Below are 17,525 nucleotides of genomic sequence, written 5' to 3'. Positions count from 1 at the left end.
GGGGAACCTTCCGGCCCCCGCCGCGTGCCGGCCCCATCGGTTCATCGGCCGGCCCGGAACGGCCACGAGCAGACGACGAGAAGGACAGGGCAGGCAGTGCTGGGCGGACTCGAAGCGGAGCACGAACGGGAAGGCAGTCGGGCCCATGGCCCGACGTCGGTCACTGACGACGCGACCCGACCAGCGGACGTGCCGCGCGGACCAACGGGAGAAGGCGGGACCCGCCGCTTGGGTAGACGTGCAGGGAGGGGTGCCCTCAACTCCGCCGTGATTCTCTGCGTGATGGTGGCCCTGGCGCACGTCGCGCTCGTGTTTCTGCACGTGGCGCCCACCAACGTCGTCTCTCAGCGCTACAGATCCCAAGTGGACGCATGGATCTACCCACTCTTCGAGCAGAACTGGCGGCTCTTCGCCCCGGACCCCGACTCCGTCAACCGCACGATTTTCGCGCGCACTGCCCACACCACCCGGAACGGTTCGGTCCAAGTGAGCCCCTGGATCAGTCTGACGGCGGTGGACAGAGCCGCCATCCGGCACAACGCCTTCCCCAGTCACACGGCGCAGAACCTTTTGCGCCGGTCATGGACGTCCTACGTCGAACTGCACGGAGCCGACGACGTCTCGCGTTCGGACAGAGCCGAGATGATGCAGCAGTACCTGCGCAACATCGCCGCCGACCGGATGTCGGACGTGATCGGGAAGCCGTTCGAATCGATCCAGCTCAGGGTGGTCACCCAGCCTGTCACCGCTCCCGACGCCGCGGGCCGAGACCGTCGTGCCGCTTCCGCGGATGCCCAGACACGGCTTCTGCCCTGGTGGAAGGTAGCCTCCGATGGCAAGTGACCTGATTCGACACGAGGCCGCTCCGGACGAGCCCCCGCCGTCCCCGCACTCACGCCGCGCCGTCCTGGCGTCAGGGCGTCCGCTCCCCGACCTGGCGAGACGACTCGCCGTCCCTGCCCGCCACGCATGGACGCTGCTCACCGATCGGCCCCTCTCGCTCTACGCGGTATCCGTCCTGCGCATCGGGTACGGCCTCCTCTATCTCCTTTTCCTCCTGCGCGAGTTCCCCCACCGCGACGTGATCTGGGGCCCGGGCTCACCTTGGACACCGGCGCTCGCGCGGCAGCTTTTCGACCAGACCGGCTGGGTCAGCGTGCTCACGCTCTCCGACAGCCCTCTCTACTTCGAACTCTGCTACACGTCGGCGCTCGCCATCTGCGCTCTGTTCATGGTGGGGTGGCGCACCCGAGCGATGTCCGTGCTCTTCGCCGTCGTCGTCGCCTCGTTCCACGCGCGATCGATCTTCATGACGGACGGGGGTGACAACCTCGTTCTCCTGATGGCCATTTACCTCGTTTTCACGGCCTGCGGACGGCACTGGTCCCTGGACGCGAGGAGGATCCGCCGCAGGCCCGCAACGAGCGCGCGGGCCCGGTGGTGTCCTGACACCGCTCCGCAACTCCGCGGAGCGCGAACCACGTTGGTCACGGTCGTGCACAACAGCGGACTCGTCGTGATGGGCCTCCAGGTCTGCCTCCTCTACGGTGCGGCCGGCCTGTACAAAGTGCAGGGCGGCACTTGGGGCGCCGGAACCGCTCTGCACTACGTTCTCAACCTCGAACTCTTTCAGCCCTGGCCCGCGCTGTCCCACTGGGCCGACGGGCATCGAGCCGCCATCGCGGTGGCCGGATACCTGACCGTCCTGCTCCAGGTCGCGTTTCCGTTCGCGCTGTTCGGCAGGCTCAAATACCCGGTGCTCACGGCGCTGTTGGGCATGCACATCGGAATCGCGGTGCTCATGGGGCTACCGCTGTTCTCGGGCGCGATGATCATCGCGGACGCCGTGTTCCTGCCCGACCGCTTCTACGTCGCCGCACGGGACGTTTACCGTAGGGCGAGGCGACAGTCCGGAGCCGCCCAGCCGTCCCTTCCCGCACGCGCCGGAGCGGTCCCGAAGCAGGCAGACCGCTGTCCGGCCGCGGCCGACGTCTGAGGCTCCTGCCGCACTGAGTGGTCCTGTCGGCGGCCGCACCGAGGCGCAGGTCGGGCCGTTCCGCTCCGGCTTGCGCCCGGTGCCGACGGCCCCGTGACCGGCCTCCGGTGCGGCCTGCGCCTGATCTTGGAACCAAAGGTGACCGGTTCGCCGATCACCTGGCCAAGTGGATCCGATCTGCCGCAGCCCGGATGCCGCAGGATCGGCTGTCCCGCACTCGGCTCGCCGTGCTCGCCGTGGCCGCCGTCGCGCGAGCCTTGCGGTGTGCGTCGAGTAGCCGCCCACGGCTCTACGAGGCCCGTGTCTACAGGTCTGTTGCCCGGCTGACCAGCCACTCCACGATATTACTTGGCTAGCCACATAAGGCGTGCTACTTTTTATGTGGTCGGCCACATAAGGCGGTCGAGGGTCCACTCAGCCCAAGGAGACACCAGTCATGAAGGCCATCGTTTTCGACACGTTCGGCGGCACCGAGGTCCTGCACGAGGCGGAGACCGAGATCCCCGAGCCCGGCCCCGGCCAGGTCCGCGTCCGTGTCCGGGCCGTGGGCGTCAACCCGGTCGACGGGAAGATCCGCTCCGGGATCATGGAGGCGATCTTCCCCACCACGCTGCCCGCCGTCCCCGGCGGGGAGATCGCCGGAGTCGTGGACGCCCTCGGCGAAGGCGTCGACCGACTGAAGGTGGGCGACGAGGTGCTCGGCTGGTCCGACACCGGCGCCTACGCCCAGTACGCACTGGCCGCCGCGACCGTCCTCGCCCCCAAGCCGGCCGCCCTGGACTGGACGCACGCCGCCGCGTTGCCGGTGGCGAGCGACGGCGCCGAGCGGGTCCTGGATCTCCTCGACGTCAAGGCCGGCGAGACCCTGTTGATCCACGGCGCCTCCGGCGCGCTCGGCACCATCGCCGTCCAGCTCGCCGTCGCACGCGGCGCCCACGTCATCGGCACCGCGGGCCCGGCCAACCAGGAGTACGTGACCTCCCTCGGCGCCACCGCGCTGGTCTACGGGGAGGGACTGGTGGAGCGGGTCCGCGCACTCGCCCCGAACGGCGTGGACGCCGTGTTCGACGCCGCGGGCAAGGGTGCGCTGGAGGACTCCATCACCCTGCGCGGTGGCACCGACCGGGTCGTCACCACCGCCGACTTCCGCGCTCGTGAACTCGGTGTCGTCTTCGCCGAGGGTCCGCAGCGCCGATCGGCCGACCGGCTGGCCGAACTCGCCCGGCAGGCCGCCGACGGCGATCTGGTGACCACCGTCGGCGCCACCTATCGCCTTGCCGACGCCGCCGAGGCGCAGCGGGTCAGCGACGCCGGTCACGGCCGCGGGAAGCTCGTCCTCACCGTCGACTGACGGCCGTACGCGCTGCGCCCCTCGCCCTGCGAGGCCCGGCCCGCGCCCAGGCGCCGCCGGGCCACCGCACAACTGTGTACCGCCGCCTTCGACCGGTACGTACGCCTGCGCGGTCGTCGCGCATCACCGCAACCACCTCTGCCCTTGGAGAAAGCCATGCCCAACCCCGTAGCCACCGACCTGAACGTCTTGTGGGAACCGACCGTCGCCGGTGACATCCGGCTGCCGCACCGGCTGGTGATGGCGCCGATGACGCGCGGCCGGTCCACCCCCGAGGGCGTGCCGACCGAGCTGAACGCCCAGTACTACGCCCAGCGCGCCTCCAACGCGCTCATCATCACCGAGGGCACCCAGCCCTCGCCCGACGGGCAGGGATACCTGCTCACCCCGGGCGTCCACTCCGCGGAGCAGGTGGCCGGATGGCGCAAGGTCACCGACGCCGTGCACGCCGCCGGCGGGCGCATCGTCGTGCAGTTGATGCACGTCGGGCGGATCGCGCACCCCGACAACACCCCGCACGGCCGCCAGCCGGTGGCGCCCTCCGCGATCCGCCCCCTGGGCGAGATGTTCACGGCGTCCGGACCACGGGAGATGCCGCAGCCCCGAGCACTTTCCACCCACGAAGTCGAAGCGACGGTCGACGACTTCCGCCGCGCCGCCGCAGGAGCCGTCGCGGCCGGCGCCGACGGGGTGGAGATCCACGGCGCCAACGGCTACCTCGTCCACCAGTTCCTGTCCGGCCATGCCAATGAGCGCACCGACCGCTATGGGGGCCCGGTCGAGAACCGCATACGCTTCGCCGTCGAGGTCGCCGAGGCCGTCGCCGCCGAGATCGGCGCCGCCCGCACCGGCATCCGCCTATCTCCCGGCAACCCGTACAACGACATCCGTGAGGGCGACACGCACGAGCTGTACCCGGCGCTGCTGAGCGCCCTCGCGCCGCTGAACCTGGCCTACCTGCACCTGCTCCACACCGGCGACGACCAGTTCCTGGACACCCTCCGGGCTCTGTGGCCGGGAGCGCTCATGCTGAACCGTGCCGGCGCCGACCTGGCCGCACGCGCCAGGGACGTCACCGACGGCCGGGCCGACATCGTCTCCGTCGGAGCGCTGACGCTGGCCAACCCCGACCTGGTCGAGCGGGTACGCTCCGGAGCGCCGCTGAACAGCCCCGACCCCACCACCTTCTACAGCGGCGGCGAGACCGGCTACACCGACTACCCCACCCGCGGGGGCGCTTGAGGAGAAGCGATGACCGAACCCGTTTCCATGCCTCCCAGCACGGCCCGCGACGGACGTCTCAGTTACGCCGTCTTCCAGCTCGCCCGCGTCCACCGCGGCCACGCCGCCGCGATGCTCCGCACGATGAATCTCCACCCGGGGCAGGAACTGCTCCTGATGCAGCTCTTCGACCGCGACGGCCAGACCCAGTCCGAACTCCTGGAGAGCGTCGGACTCGACCACTCCACCGTCTCCAAGTCGCTGCGCCGCATGCAGGACGCCGGACTCCTCACGCGGGAACCGGCCGAACACGACCGGCGCGTGATGGTGGTCCGGCTCACCGACGCCGGACGCGCCCTGCGTGAGCCCATCGCCGACATGTGGCGCGCCCTGGAGGAGCTCTCGGTGGGAGATCTGACACCGGAACAGATCGAGAGCTTCACCAGAACGGCATCCGCGATCGAGCGGTCGATCAGAATGCGCGGCCGCGGGGCTCCGTCGAGCGAGTGACGCATTGTGGGTTACGGGCGGGGTGGTTGGGCTGTAGCTCCCTCGTGATGGGTACCGCCGGTGCGGTCCTGGCGATCCCGTACCCGGGAGGGACCGGTCGCGGTTGACCTTGACACCGTGGCAAGGCCTTCACTGGGCGGCGAGGAGGTGGTCTCGATGACGACCACGAGGCAGGACACCGATGCGACCGACCTGCTCCGGGCGTTGGAGGACGGCCGTTCGTCCGTGCGGCTACGGGCCGCACTGGCGGCGGGTACGGCGCCCGACCCGCGCTTCGTCGACAAGCTGATCGAGCGATCCGCGACCGAGCCCGAGTTCTTCGTCCGCGACATGCTCACCTGGGCGCTCACCCGCCATCCCACGTCCAGGACGCTTCCGGGGCTGCTTCGGGAGGTCCACTCGGAGCACCCGCAGGCCCGGAGCCAGGCACTGCACACGTTGTCCAAGATCAAAGATCGGCAGGCCTGGTCTGCGATCACGAGCGCGCTGCTGACCGACGCCGACGACGAGGTGGCGCGGACCGCCTGGCGCACCGCGGTCGCGCTGGTGCCCGAAGGTGAGGAGTCCGCCCTGGCCACGACGCTGGCGACGCAGCTCGGGCGCGGCGAGCGGGAGACCCAGCTGAGCCTGAGCCGCGCTCTGGTCGCGCTGGGGAACGTCATCGTGCCGGGTCTGCGCGCCGCTGCGACGGACCCTGACCCGGGAGTACGTGCGCACGCACTCGCCACACAGCGGCTGCTGCGCGACCCGGACGCCGGCTTCGAGTTCGCCATCGAGGAGGCGAAGCGCGTCGTGGCCCTGGGCGTATCAGGTCCGGAGGGAAGATAGAGCGTGTTGATCGGTGAGGTGGCGCGACGGTCCGGGGTCAGTGCCCGCATGCTCAGGCACTACGAGTCGCTCGGCCTGGTGAGTCCTTCGGGCCGTACGGGCTCCGGCTACCGGGAGTACTCGGCGGAAGACGTCCAGCGGATCTTCCAGGTCGAGAGCCTGCGGTCGTTGGGGATGTCCTTGCGTGAGATCGGACGTGCCCTGGACGATCCCACCTTCACCCCGTCGGGCCTGGTCGACGACCTGATCCGTCAGACCCGTGAACGCATCGCCGTCGAGACCGAGTTGCTCACGCGACTGCAGCGCATCGACGCAGCTGAGCCCGGCGGCTGGGAGGACGTCCTGCAGGTCGTCGCGCTGCTCCGCGCCCTGGGGTCGACGAGTGCCGACGCACGCCAGCGCGCTGCCCTCTCCTCGGTCGAGGAGGTCGCGGTGCCGGTGGAGGCCCTGGTCGAGGCGGTGCTGAGCGAGACGGAGCCGAACGTCGCCGGAGCTCTCAGGTGGGCCCTGGCGCGAGCGGGAGAGGGCGGTACGGTCTTGCTGGCGAAGGGGCTCCGCTCGCCCGTTGCCGAGGTACGGGAACGGGCGGTGCGGTCCCTGGCCGAGATGCCCGACGCCGAGGCGACCGCCCGACTCCGGGACGCCCTGACTGACTCGGACGCGGCGGTCCGCAGCCAGGCCGCGCTGGCGCTCGGGACACGGGGCGTGGCCGACGCGATCCCCACCCTCATCGACATGATCGTGGAGGGACGGAACGACGTCGACGCGGCCGACGCACTGGGCGCGCTGGCCGGTGACACCGCGACGGCCGCCCGGATCGCGGCCGGGCTCGTCGACCGCCTCGCCGGGGAAGCCACGGAGGCGCCCGCACGCGCCCGTCTGGCCCAGGCGCTTGCGGACATCCCCGGTACGAGGGCATCACGTGCTCTCGAAGAGCTGTCGCACGACGCGGACCGCGCTGTGGCACTGACCGCGACGTATCTGCTTCGGCTACGAGGGACACGGTGATCGCACGCGTGAGGAACCCGAGCCGAGCCCGCCCCCGCCCGGTGCGTTGAACGGACGCGGGGGCCGACACGACCGGTGACCTGGACGCCGCGTATCCGATGTCGAGGAACCTCGCGCACTGCCGGTCGGCCTCGCTCGGTCGTCTTGCGGCGCTCACCGGGCATTGACGGGTGTGCCCAGTCGGCAAGGACCGTCGGCCGATCGGGCCAGGACCAGTGGACCCTGCGGTGACTGTCGCGTTCGACCGGGCCACGAGCAGCCCCTCGGGCGCGGCGCGACTCAGGCTTCCGGGCCGGGCAGCCACAGGTCGGGGCCGAAGACCTCGTAGTGGATGCGCTGTGCGGGAACCCCGCCGCGCAGCAGCTGTGCGCGGACGTCACGCATGAAGGGAAGCGGACCGCACAGGAACACCCTGGCTCCTTCGGGCAGTTCGACACCGTCGAGGTTCATCAGGCCCTCACGGGCGTCGGGTTCCTCCGCGCCGGGCCGCTCGTACCAGAAGACGGCGCGGGCGCCCGGCAGTTGTCCGGCCAGCTTGGCCGTCTCGGCGCGCAGGGCGTGGTCGGCGGGGGAGCGGTCCGCGTGCAGGACCAGCACCGGCCGCGTGGAGCCGAGGGCGGCGAGATGGGCCAGGATGCCGGTCATCGGGGTTCCGCCGATGCCCGCCGAGACGAGCACGACCGGAGCGGTCGTATCGGCCGGGTCGTCGAGGAAGACATCGCCGAAGGGTGCGGAGAGTGTCAGTTCGTCGCCCTCGCGGACCTGGTCGTGCAGCAGGTTGGAGACCTCACCGTCCGGCGCGCCGTCCGTCCCCGCGACGCGCTTCACGGTGATCCGCCGGAGGTCCCCGCCGGGGTCCGAGGACAGGCTGTACTGGCGCAGTTGGCGCACTCCGTCGGCGGCTGGGACCCGCACGCTGACGTACTGGCCGGCGCGCGCCCGCGGGGCCGGTCGCCCGTCGGCGGGGCGAAGCAGGAAGGACACCACGTCAGGGGTCTCGGTGCGGCGCTCGACGACCGTCCACTGCTGCCACACCTGGCCCGGTTCCACGCCCGCGTCCTGGTACAGGCGGGCCTCCCGGGCGATCAGGGCGCCGGCCATCAGCCAGTACACCTCGTCCCAGGCGGCCGCCACCTCGGGGGTGACGGCGTCGCCGAGAACCTCGGCTATCGCGCCGAACAGGTACTTGTGGACGATCGTGTACTGGTCGTCGGTGACCCCGACAGCTGCGTGCTTGTGGGCGATCCGGTCCAGCAGCGTGTCCGGGCGGATGTCCGGATTGTCGAGCAGCGCGGTCGCGAACCCTGCGATCGAGCCGGCCAGGGCGCGCCGCTGCGCTCCGCTCGCCTGGTTGCCGCGGTTGAACATCCCGTCGAGCAGTTCCGGCCGGTCGCGGAACATCGCGTCGTAGAAGCGCGTCGTGATCTCGTCGAGGGCGCCGCCCACGGCGGGCAGGGTGGCGCGGACCACTGCGGTGGATTCTGCGGACAGCATGGAGCCTCCCGGGCAGGGACTGAGGGAAAGGGAGCCGCTCGCGTCGGGCGGTGCGTTCTGTTTAGCAGGCGGCGCACGGCGTTTCGGCGGGGTTTGGTGGCGGCGGGGTAAGTAGGGCCGGTCGGCCCCGTCGATCGGGGCGCATCGGCCCCACGGACCGGCTCCGCCGCAGGGCCGCACGGCCCCGGGACTGTCACCCGTCGGCCCTGTCGGCCGCGATTGCGCTGGTCGGCGCCTTGGACGGGGCGGCGGGGGAGGGTCTTCGCAGGCGGCACTAGGTCGGGGTGATCGCCTCGGTGGTTCAGTGCCCTCCGCGCCACTCCCGGTAGGCGCTCACTGCCGTTGGCAGAGTGGGGAAGATCAGGTCGCTGCCGACGCTGTCCGCCAGTCCGTACGCCGTCAGGTCGTCCATCAGGTCCTGCTTGACGCGCGCGAGGGCGAAGACGATCCCTCGGCGAGTGAGTTCGCGGCGGAGTGTGTCGACGGCGTCCAGCGCCGTGATGTCGACCTCCACGTTCGCCTCGGTGTTGAGGACGAACCAGTGGACCTCCTCCGTGTCCTCGACGGCCGCCAGGGCTCGGCGCCGGAAGTTCTCGGCGTTGGCGAAGAACAGTGGGAGTCGTAGCGGTAGACGGGCATCCCGGGGATGGTGCGTGCCTGCGGGTAGTCGTCGACGTCGTGCATGCCGGGCATCCCGGGCACCAGGCCCTCGACGGCGTCGTGCGGGCGGGCCACGCGAGTGAGCAGTTCGGTCACGGACAGGCCGACGGCCATCAGCACCCCGTAGAGGATGTCGACGGTGAGGACGCCGATCAGGCAGCCGAGGGCCAGCAGGATTTCCCGGCGACGCCAGCCGGCGGAAGCCCGCGAGGTCGATCATGCGGACGGTCGCGTAGACCAGGAGTGCGCCCAGGACGGCCGTGGGGGTGTGGTAGAGCAGTCGGGAGAGAAAGAGCAGGACGGCAGCCCGGCCGCCCGGTCCGCTGAGTAGTGTCGAACGGCCTGTGCGACACCATCTGCCGGCACCAAGACCGCCGGCCGCGGTGTCGGGGCAATCTCATCAGATGCCCGCTGGTGGACCAGATGGTGACGCCACCAGGGCCGACCGGCCCTGGTTGAGGCCCCCGAAAGGGCGCAGGATCGGGAGTGGACAGGGACCTGGCAGGCTCAGCCGGCTGTCGCCCGACGCGACGGCGGAGAGTCGGTCGCCGCCGCGGTGGTGCCCGCCCGCACACCGTTCCGGCTGTGGGGGTGACCAGGATGGAAACCCGCCGCATCCCGAGCACATGAGGAGGATGCCATGGCATCGCGACTCGACGAGACGACAGTGGCCCAGTTGGTGGGGAAGGCCGCCGAGGCGCCGTCCATGCACAACGCGCAGCCCTGGCGCTTCCGCTTCCTGACCGGCCACCGTCTCGTCCTGCTGTACGCCGACCCCGAGCGGGCCATGCCCTACTCGGACCCCGACGACCGGGCGTTGCGGATCGGTTGTGGCGCGGCCCTGTTCAACCTGCGCGTCGCCGCGGCGCACGCCGGCCTCGTCGCGGAGACCCGACTGCTGCCCGAGGGACAGGATGCGCCGCTGCTGGCAGCCGTGCGCCTGGCCGAACCGGACGGGCATTCACCGGAGGACGGGCCGGCCCGGCTGTACCCGGTGATCGGGCAGCGGCACACCAGCCGCCACCCCTTCGCCGACAAGGACGTGCCCGAGGAGGTGCGGGCGGCCCTGCGGGGCGCTGCCGCGCGGGAGGGGGCGAAGCTGATGTTCCCTGGCGACTGGCACACCGAGACCGTGCTCGACCTGGTGCACGACGCGGAGAGCCGCGACGTCATGACCTCCGGAGCCGACGAGGACCTGGTCCGCTGGACCCGGCGAGGGCCCGAGGCCGACCTGGCCGTCGATGGCGTCCCCGAGTACGCGTTCGGACCACGGAAATGGACGGGCAAGGCTCCCGTCCGGGACTTCGCCGGACGCCGGCCGGTCGCGGACCGAGGCACCCTCAGCTTCGAGCGTGTGCCGCACTTGGCCCTTCTGAGCACCCACGGCGACGCCCCGGCCGACTGGCTGCGGGCCGGTCAGGCGTTGGAGCGGGTCCTGTTGGAAGCCACCCTGGCCGGACTGGCCACGTCCCTGACCTCCCATGCCCTCGAAGACCGCGAGCTGCGCCTGCTGGCGCGCGATCCGGGCGAGGGCACCGGCCATGTGCAGATGGTGCTTCGGCTCGGCTACGGGCCGGGAGGACCGGTCACCCCCCGCCGCCCTGTGGCGGACGTACTCGACATTGTCTGACCTCGGCGCATGGCACCGGCCCGCGCCTCCTTCCGCCCTGCGGCTCATCGGAGGCCGGCGGCCGAGCGCCGTCGGCCACCCGCGGCCGTAGGACCGCGGCCGGTACGGCTCGTCGCCGGTAGACCAGGTAGGGCCGAGGTGACGCCTGCCGCCGAGCCGCCGATACCGCCGTGCTCCGGCGTACACCCACGCAGGTGTCGGCGCCGCGGCCGAAGGGGGCGAGCGCAGGCAGCACACCGGCCCTCGACGAGGCCACCGCAGCGCAAGCACGCCCGCGTGGCGGGCCACCCCTTCCCGACTGGGTGGGGCTTATTCGAGGGCAGAAACTACGCATGCCCACACCCGATCACGCCAAGACGGGTACCGGGCTTTGCCGGGCCTGGCATGACCGCTACGTGGGGGTGACCCTCCCCCGCGACCTGCGGACGATCGTGCACATGGGAAGTCGCCTCATGATCAGCCGCGTGAGCGGGGGCTGGACGGTCAGGCACGCACGAGTGCCAGAGCCTTCGTGAGATTGTGCTCGGCGATACCCGCCATCGCCGCTCGGTCGGGGAAGTCCCCGTCGAGCAGGCGCAGGGGTCCGGCGGTCAGGGAGAGCCGCTGCGCGAGCAGGTAGAGCGCGAGCCGGTCCTCGTCCAGTCCGTCCACCCTCAACGCCTCGTAGGCGTCGTGCAGTCGAAGGCGCAGAAAGACGTGCTCCCACTCGACGTCGAAGTACATGCAACCTTCGATGTCGATCACGACGGGAGTCCCGTCCGTGTCCACCAGTACGTGGTCGGGCCCCAGTTCGCCGTGCACGACCCCGTACTCCGCGCGTGGCCGAACCGCGTCGGCCAGACCCAGCAGGCGCTCCTCCAGCCGATGGCGGGCTCCCGCGATCCTCGGGTCACGCGCCGCCGCTTCGGCAAGGTCCCGCAGCGCCCGGCTGAGGACGACCTCCTCGCACGACTGCCCCTGTGAGGCACCTCCGCCTTCGACGACGGCGACCTTGCCGTACGTCGGCGCCCGATGACGCCGCATCGCGTCCAGCGCCTCCCCGAGCCGGGCCAACACCGGGGCAGCGGCGTCCGGGTGGCGCGTAAGGAGGTCCTCGAGTTTCTCGCCCGGTACATCCTCGACGATCGCGAGATCGGCCGGGCCGTGGGCGCCGTCACGGTCGACGAGACGGATCGCCGGTACGCGGACTCCGAGCCGTGCCAGCCGCGCGTGCGCCGCCTCGAACAGCTCCAGCCCGAGCCCGGGGGAGAACGGGTCGGTGAGGTCGTCGTCGCCCTCGGCCGCCGGCCAGTAGTTCTCGGCGTCGTTCCAGAGGTAGGCGATCGCTGTCGTCGCGTCGTCCATCACCAGACGGTAGACGCCCTTCTTGCTGCCGCCGGTGACCCGCTCGACCGTTGCAAGTCGCCGCCCGCCACCCAACGCGGCCCGCGCGGCACCCGCCAACCGCTCCCGCGTCACTGCTCGAGGTGCCACGCCCGTACCGCCTCTCCGCCACGACAACCCGCGTACTGTACGGGAGAGTCGGGAGAGGAAGCCCGGGCGCCGTCTCGGTGCAGCTCTCCACGTCGTTTCCGTAGGGGGCCCCACAGCGCTGCGGTAGAGCAGCGCCAGGCGAAGACGTGAGCGTCAGGCGAACCAGTCGGGAGAGCCGGAACCGAGCTGCCGAGGGGGCGAGTTCGTCGGCGAGACCGCAGGAAGTCTGGGCAGGAGTCCATCGGACGGGTGGTCCCAGTTGAGGACCCAGTCGAGCTCGCGCTGGATACGGCGGGCCTCGTTGCGAACCTGCAGCGGTATGTCGCCGCGTTCTGAGATCAGCTGGGCGTAGATCGGTGCTTCGTGCACGAGTGGCGCTTCTCCTCGGATGGGTGAACGGCTTCAACTGTAAGGCTGCCGTGCCGAGGCGCCAGTACTCCACCCTGTTCGGCCAGAACCAGAACGTGCGTGCCCAAGGATCAGCACGCCGGTCAACCGGGCGGTCAGAGTGTGGCACTTGCGGGACGCGGCGACTTGAGGCGAGGGAGTGGGGGGGGTGCGCCTCGTACGCACGACCCGGTCGCCATCAAGCCGGCGGCACGTCGACGGGAAGCTACGCCGAGACAGGGAAGGACCACCGTCCCCGAGGCCGTCCGCCGATTTCGTACTCACCAGCTGATCTCGGCCGCCACCGGCAAATGGTCGCTGCCCGTGGACGGCAGTGTCCACGACCTTTCCGGTTCGACGCCTCGGACCAGGATCTGGTCGATCCGTACCACCGGGAACTTCGCCGGCCAGCTGAAGCCGAAGCCTGCCCCTGCCGCGTCCTGTGCCGAGCGAAGCTGCGAGGTGAGGCCATTGAACGCACGGTCATTGACGGTGCCGTTCAAATCGCCGAGCAGCACGATTCGCTCGGTCGGGTCCGCCGCGACGGCCTCGGCCAGTGCCTGGACGCCTCGGTCCCGCTGAGCCGTGCCGAAGCCCGCCTTGGGGTTCACTCGTGTGGACGCCAGGTGTGCCACGTACACGGCCAGTGGACCCCGGTCGGTCGCCACCGTGGTGCGCAGCGCTCGGTTCGACTCCATCGTGAGCTCCGCCGGCTTGGTGGCCGCCAGCGGCCCGTAGTCCATTCTGATGTCCACAGGGCGGGTGTCGGACAGCGGCTTCTTGCTCCACAGCCCGACCGTGCCCAGCACGATGTGGTGCGGGTACGCCTCGGCCAGCTCCCTTGTGTAGACGACCTCGGCCTGGCCGGTCAGCTCCTCCAGGGCCAGGACCTCGGCACCGGAGGCGGCGAGGTCACGGGCGGTACCGACCGGGTCGGTGTTCTCGGCGCCCACGTTGTGGCTCGCCACGATGAGACCGTCGCCCTCGCGGGACTTGTCGCCGAGCTGTCCGCCGAAGAGGTTCAGCCAGACGATGACGGGGAGCAGCAGGGCGACCGGCGCGGAGGCCGAGCGACGCCATACTGCCGCGCCCAGCAGCACAGGAATGAACAGGCCGAACCACGGCAGGAACGTCTCCACCAGGCTGCCGAGGTTCCCGATCCGGTTGGGGATCCTCGCGTGCAGCATCATGACGAGGCCCAGCAGCAGTGCCAGCGCCGCCGGGACGAGCCCGCGTTTCCAGGGACCCGGTCGGGAACTGAGGCGGATGACACGCCGGATCCCCGTGCGCCAGGCAGCGGCGCCGCCACTCCGCCGGACGCCCGCCCGCCACGTACCGTTCTCGCTGTCCCGGGAGCGGGCCCCGCCTTGTTCGTCCTCCGGTGTGTCGACCTGTGTCATCGCCGGTCCTCGTTCGCTGCCGGTCACTGCTGCATCCTCGGATCCTGGGTGGGTTCGTCATGCTTACGTGGGCAACCGTGATCAGGTCCTGCCGCGCCCCTCGGGAGCCGCTGTCGAGGGGGAGCCGGCTCCGTGGTTCGCGGCGTCCGTCCGGCGTCCCGCCGAGGGACCTGAGCAGGTGTCCTTCGCGCCGCACCGGCAGTCAAGGCGATGTGGTGTTGCCCGCGCGTATGGCGTTTTCGATACGCCGGCGATATGCGTCGGCTCGTAGCATCGAGGACATGCGTGTGCTGATCGTCGAGGACGAACCCTTTCTGGCGGAAGCCATCCGCGACGGTCTACGCCTGGAAGCGATCGCTGCCGACATCGCGGGTGACGGTGACACCGCGCTGCGACTGCTGAGCGTCAACACCTACGACATCGCCGTCCTCGACCGTGACATCCCGGGGCCGTCCGGCGACGAGGTCGCCAAGCGCATCGTCGCGTCCGGCGGCGGCACGCCGATCCTCATGCTCACCGCCGCCGACCGGCTCGACGACAAGGTCTCCGGCTTCGAACTCGGCGCCGACGACTACCTCACCAAGCCGTTCGAGCTGCGAGAACTCGTCCTCAGACTTCGGGCACTCGACCGCAGACGTGCCTACGCCAGACCTCCGGTACGGGAGATCGCAGGCCTGCGGCTGGATCCGTTCCGCCGCGAGGTCTACCGTGACGGTCGCTATGTCGCACTGACCAGGAAGCAGTTCGCCGTGCTCGAGGTCCTCGTAGGGGCCGAGGGCGGTGTCGTCAGCGCCGAAGAGCTCCTGGAAAGGGCGTGGGACGAGAACGCCGATCCGTTCACCAACGCCGTGCGCATCACCGTCTCGGCGCTGCGCAAGCGACTCGGGGAACCCTGGATCATCGCCACCGTGCCCGGTGTCGGCTACCGCATGGACACGCCGTCCGACACCCGTCGCGAGGGAGACGGGTGTGGATAGGGAGCCCGGGCTGAGCGTGCGCGTCAAACTCACCCTCAGCTACGCCGCGTTCTCCATGCTGGCCGGTGGGCTGCTCCTTGTGGCGGCGTGGGGATCTCTGCTGCGTTACGTGCCCGACCGTCCGGCCAGAACCCCTTACGGTCTGGCTCCGGACCGCTCGTTCGTCCTGCACACCTTCGTACAGTCGGCGGGGCCGGTGCTGCTCTTCCTGCTGCTGTTCGGACTCCTGGGCGGATGGGTGCTGGCAGGCCGCATGCTCGCCCCTCTCAAGCGCATCGGGGACGCAACCCGCCTGGCCACGAACGGAACACTGTCCCACCGCATCCAACTGCCCGGCCGGCAGGACGAGTTCCGTGAACTCGCCGACGCCTTCGACACGATGCTCGCCCGACTCGAAGCGCACGTCGCCGAACAGCGCAGGTTCGCGGCCAACGCCTCGCACGAGTTGCGTACTCCGCTGGCGATCTCGAAGACGCTTCTCGAGGTGGCCCGTAGCGACCCCGACCACGACACCGACGAGGTCATCGACCGCCTCCACGCCGTCAACACCCGGGCGATCGACCTCGTCGAGGCGCTCCTCCTGCTCAGCCGCGCCGAGCAGCGGTCCTTCCCCCGGGAGCCTGTCGATCTGTCGCTCATGGCGGAGGAAGCCATCGAGACGCTGCTGCCTCTTGCCGAACGGAATGGCGTCACCGTCGAGACCTCCGGTGACATCACCCCGGCCAACGGATCGCCCGCGCTTCTGCTGCAGTTGGTCACGAACCTCGTGCACAACGCGATCGTCCACAACCTGCCCGAACACGGCACTGTGAGCATCAACACCAGCAACCGGCCCGAGACCGTGGTGCTCACCGTCGAGAACACCGGCGCGAAAGTCACCCCGGAACTGGCCTCGATCCTCACCGAACCCTTCCAGCGCGGTACGGAGCGCGTACACACCGACCACGCGGGCGTCGGTCTCGGCCTCGCGATCGTCAAGACCATCACGCAGGCACACGACGGCACGCTCACTCTCAGCCCACGCCCTGACGGCGGGATGCGCGTGACCGTCGAACTGCCGAGGGCAGCCCCTTACGCCGCCACGTAGCGGTTGGTGGGCTGCTGCGCTGCTCGCACAGTGCGCATCTTCAACGGCCGTGACGTCAGCGGCCATCGCACCCCGCGCCGCGCCGTGATGTCTCGCGCGGGGACGCGTACCGGTCGCCGATCCGAGGTGCAGGCGTCGCCCTCGAATGGGGTGTCGGAAGGAGCGACGTGACCGGTACTACGCCTCCGAAACCGCCGCCGGCTCCGCTGTCAGGGCCGCCACCGACCGGCCGTGCAACACCACCAGGCCGGTGATGACGGCACTCAGCAGCCCCAACGCCACAAGCGCGGGAACCAGAGCGATCACCGCACCGCCCAGCAGGCAGACCGCGCCGCCACTCAGCAGAGGCGCGGACCAACGGCCCCCCGCACGAGCCAAAATCGCCGCCGTCGTCACCAGGAAGAGCCCCGCGCCTCCCGTGAGCGCCCACGCGACCAAGCCGTGCAGCGGCTCCGCCAGACCGTAGTGGTCGCTGTCGGCGACCTGGTGAAGAACCTTCTTCATCCCCAGGGCCATGAGAACGACCCCGGCGACCAGTGGCAGGTGCAGGAAGGTGTAGGTGTCGCGGGCGAATCGTGTCCTGTCGTCACCGTCCAGCGCTCGGAGCCGGTGCTCGGCCACCTCCACGACCTGGCGGAAGTACAGGCGCCACAGCCCCGCCGAGACCAGCAACCCCGCGGCAGTGGCGGCCAGCACCGGTGGCGTGATGGGGAACCCGGCCAGGCCCCCACCCATCGCCACGATCGATTCGCCGAGGGCGATGATGACGATCAGCCCGTACCGCTCGGCGAAGTGCCCTGGCGAGTTGACGCGCCAGCCTGAAGAGCCGGTGACGTACACCCCGAGGTAGTCGACCACCACCGCGCCGAGCCACAGCATGATCTGCCAGAAGTCCGAGAACGCGGTGCCGGCGAGCAGGAGCGCCAGCGGCGGCGCCACCGACAGCAGCGCCGTGCGGCGGAGTGTCCGCCGCAGCGCCGCGTCTCCGGATCCCGAGACCCAGTAGGACACGAGGTGCAACAGCCGCACCGCCCCGTAGCAGAGCACGAACAGGAGCGCCGTGGGCAGGCCTTCGGACCTGGCGGCGAAGATGTCCGGCCGCACGGTCAGGGAGACGATCAGGACGACCGCCATCACCGCGACCAGTACGGTGAACATCGCCCCCGAGTCGGCCCTCACCACATTGCCCAGCCAGGTGAAGCAGCACCAGCACCACCACAGCAGTGCCAGGACGACCATGGCGCCCACCACCCGCAGCGGCGAAGGGCCGGCCGCCATCAGGGCGGTGACCTGGGTGAGTGCGTACACGAAGACCAGGTCGAAGAAGAGCTCGGCGGGGGTGACCCGGTGGTCGTTCCCCGTGGCTGTCATCCGTGGCCGGTCGTGGCCCCTTGGCATGGCGATCCCCCCGCTCCGCAGCCGGGCGCTTCCCACCCGGCCGACCCCCGGGCGAAGGATATACACACGGGCGAGGTCTCAACGGGACTGCTGCATGGGGCAGTT

Annotated in this window: 16 protein-coding genes; 10 read left to right on the top strand and 6 right to left on the bottom strand. The window is 70.4% G+C overall.

Going from position 1 to position 17,525, the window contains the following annotated elements; genetic code table 11:
- Positions 1–282: 282 nt before the first annotated feature.
- The 7 genes from ACZ4VA_RS19880 (at position 283) to ACZ4VA_RS19850 (ending at position 6,914) form a co-directional block, all read left to right on the top strand.
- Positions 283–843 carry a DUF5819 family protein gene (locus ACZ4VA_RS19880; protein ID WP_356170549.1) on the top strand — a complete coding sequence of 187 codons (561 nt, stop codon included), beginning with the start codon at positions 283–285 and terminating at the stop codon, positions 841–843.
- Positions 833–1,996: an HTTM domain-containing protein gene (locus tag ACZ4VA_RS19875; protein WP_468082271.1), complete on the top strand. Its 1,164-nt coding sequence runs from the start codon at positions 833–835 to the stop codon at positions 1,994–1,996. Before ACZ4VA_RS19880 ends, ACZ4VA_RS19875 begins: the two co-directional genes overlap by 11 nt.
- A 436-nt stretch (positions 1,997–2,432) precedes the next feature.
- On the top strand, positions 2,433–3,347 hold the full coding sequence (locus tag ACZ4VA_RS19870; RefSeq protein WP_356170439.1) for an NADP-dependent oxidoreductase: 915 nt from the start codon (positions 2,433–2,435) through the stop codon (positions 3,345–3,347).
- Positions 3,348–3,503: 156 nt separating this feature from the next.
- Positions 3,504–4,589 (top strand): alkene reductase, encoded by a 1,086-nt coding sequence (locus ACZ4VA_RS19865; protein WP_355791788.1) that lies wholly within the window; start codon positions 3,504–3,506, stop codon positions 4,587–4,589.
- Positions 4,590–4,598: 9 nt separating this feature from the next.
- Positions 4,599–5,078, top strand: a complete 480-nt coding sequence (locus ACZ4VA_RS19860) for a MarR family winged helix-turn-helix transcriptional regulator (protein ID WP_355791785.1) — start codon at positions 4,599–4,601, stop codon at positions 5,076–5,078.
- 156 nt (positions 5,079–5,234) lie between these two features.
- A complete protein-coding gene (locus tag ACZ4VA_RS19855) occupies positions 5,235–5,906 on the top strand; it encodes a HEAT repeat domain-containing protein (protein WP_452922363.1) in 672 nt (223 codons plus the stop codon).
- Between the two features lie 3 nt (positions 5,907–5,909).
- Positions 5,910–6,914 carry a MerR family transcriptional regulator gene (locus ACZ4VA_RS19850; protein WP_452922365.1) on the top strand — a complete coding sequence of 335 codons (1,005 nt, stop codon included), beginning with the start codon at positions 5,910–5,912 and terminating at the stop codon, positions 6,912–6,914.
- A 279-nt stretch (positions 6,915–7,193) separates the two neighbouring features.
- On the opposite strand, the gene ACZ4VA_RS19845 is transcribed toward ACZ4VA_RS19850, so the two are convergent.
- Positions 7,194–8,408 (bottom strand): globin domain-containing protein, encoded by a 1,215-nt coding sequence (locus ACZ4VA_RS19845; RefSeq protein ID WP_468082270.1) that lies wholly within the window; start codon positions 8,406–8,408, stop codon positions 7,194–7,196.
- Positions 8,409–8,709: 301 nt separating this feature from the next.
- Positions 8,710–9,288: an STAS domain-containing protein gene (locus ACZ4VA_RS19840; RefSeq protein ID WP_468082269.1), complete on the bottom strand. Its 579-nt coding sequence runs from the start codon at positions 9,286–9,288 to the stop codon at positions 8,710–8,712.
- Between the two features lie 420 nt (positions 9,289–9,708).
- On the opposite strand from ACZ4VA_RS19840, the gene ACZ4VA_RS19835 reads away from it, so the two are divergent.
- Positions 9,709–10,698: an Acg family FMN-binding oxidoreductase gene (locus ACZ4VA_RS19835; protein WP_388904921.1), complete on the top strand. Its 990-nt coding sequence runs from the start codon at positions 9,709–9,711 to the stop codon at positions 10,696–10,698.
- Between the two features lie 483 nt (positions 10,699–11,181).
- Here ACZ4VA_RS19835 and ACZ4VA_RS19830 read toward each other — a convergent pair whose 3' ends face one another.
- From ACZ4VA_RS19830 to ACZ4VA_RS19820, 3 genes are all read right to left on the bottom strand, one after another.
- A complete protein-coding gene (locus tag ACZ4VA_RS19830) occupies positions 11,182–12,156 on the bottom strand; it encodes a phosphotransferase family protein (RefSeq protein ID WP_355787544.1) in 975 nt (324 codons plus the stop codon).
- 168 nt (positions 12,157–12,324) lie between these two features.
- Positions 12,325–12,540 carry a hypothetical protein gene (locus ACZ4VA_RS19825; protein ID WP_355787535.1) on the bottom strand — a complete coding sequence of 72 codons (216 nt, stop codon included), beginning with the start codon at positions 12,538–12,540 and terminating at the stop codon, positions 12,325–12,327.
- A 299-nt stretch (positions 12,541–12,839) separates the two neighbouring features.
- Positions 12,840–13,958, bottom strand: coding sequence for an endonuclease/exonuclease/phosphatase family protein (locus tag ACZ4VA_RS19820; protein WP_468082268.1), 1,119 nt, complete (start codon positions 13,956–13,958; stop codon positions 12,840–12,842).
- Positions 13,959–14,239: 281 nt separating this feature from the next.
- Between ACZ4VA_RS19820 and ACZ4VA_RS19815 the strand changes: the two genes are divergently transcribed.
- The gene (locus tag ACZ4VA_RS19815) at positions 14,240–14,935 is read left to right on the top strand and encodes a response regulator transcription factor (RefSeq protein WP_468082267.1); all 696 of its coding nucleotides are present in this window, start codon (positions 14,240–14,242) and stop codon (positions 14,933–14,935) included.
- The gene (locus tag ACZ4VA_RS19810; RefSeq protein WP_468082266.1) at positions 14,928–16,022 is read left to right on the top strand and encodes a sensor histidine kinase; all 1,095 of its coding nucleotides are present in this window, start codon (positions 14,928–14,930) and stop codon (positions 16,020–16,022) included. The genes ACZ4VA_RS19815 and ACZ4VA_RS19810 overlap by 8 nt, the downstream gene beginning before the upstream one ends.
- Before the next feature lie 177 nt (positions 16,023–16,199).
- On the opposite strand, the gene ACZ4VA_RS19805 is transcribed toward ACZ4VA_RS19810, so the two are convergent.
- Entirely contained in the window at positions 16,200–17,393 is a 1,194-nt protein-coding gene (locus tag ACZ4VA_RS19805) for a low temperature requirement protein A (RefSeq protein WP_468082265.1), read from the bottom strand.
- Positions 17,394–17,525 lie beyond the last annotated feature (132 nt).

It is taken from the genome of Streptomyces sp. NPDC028308, from assembly GCF_055565855.1.
Note: the sequence above shows the minus strand (reverse complement) of the source record. Positions and strands in the feature narration are given on the sequence as shown.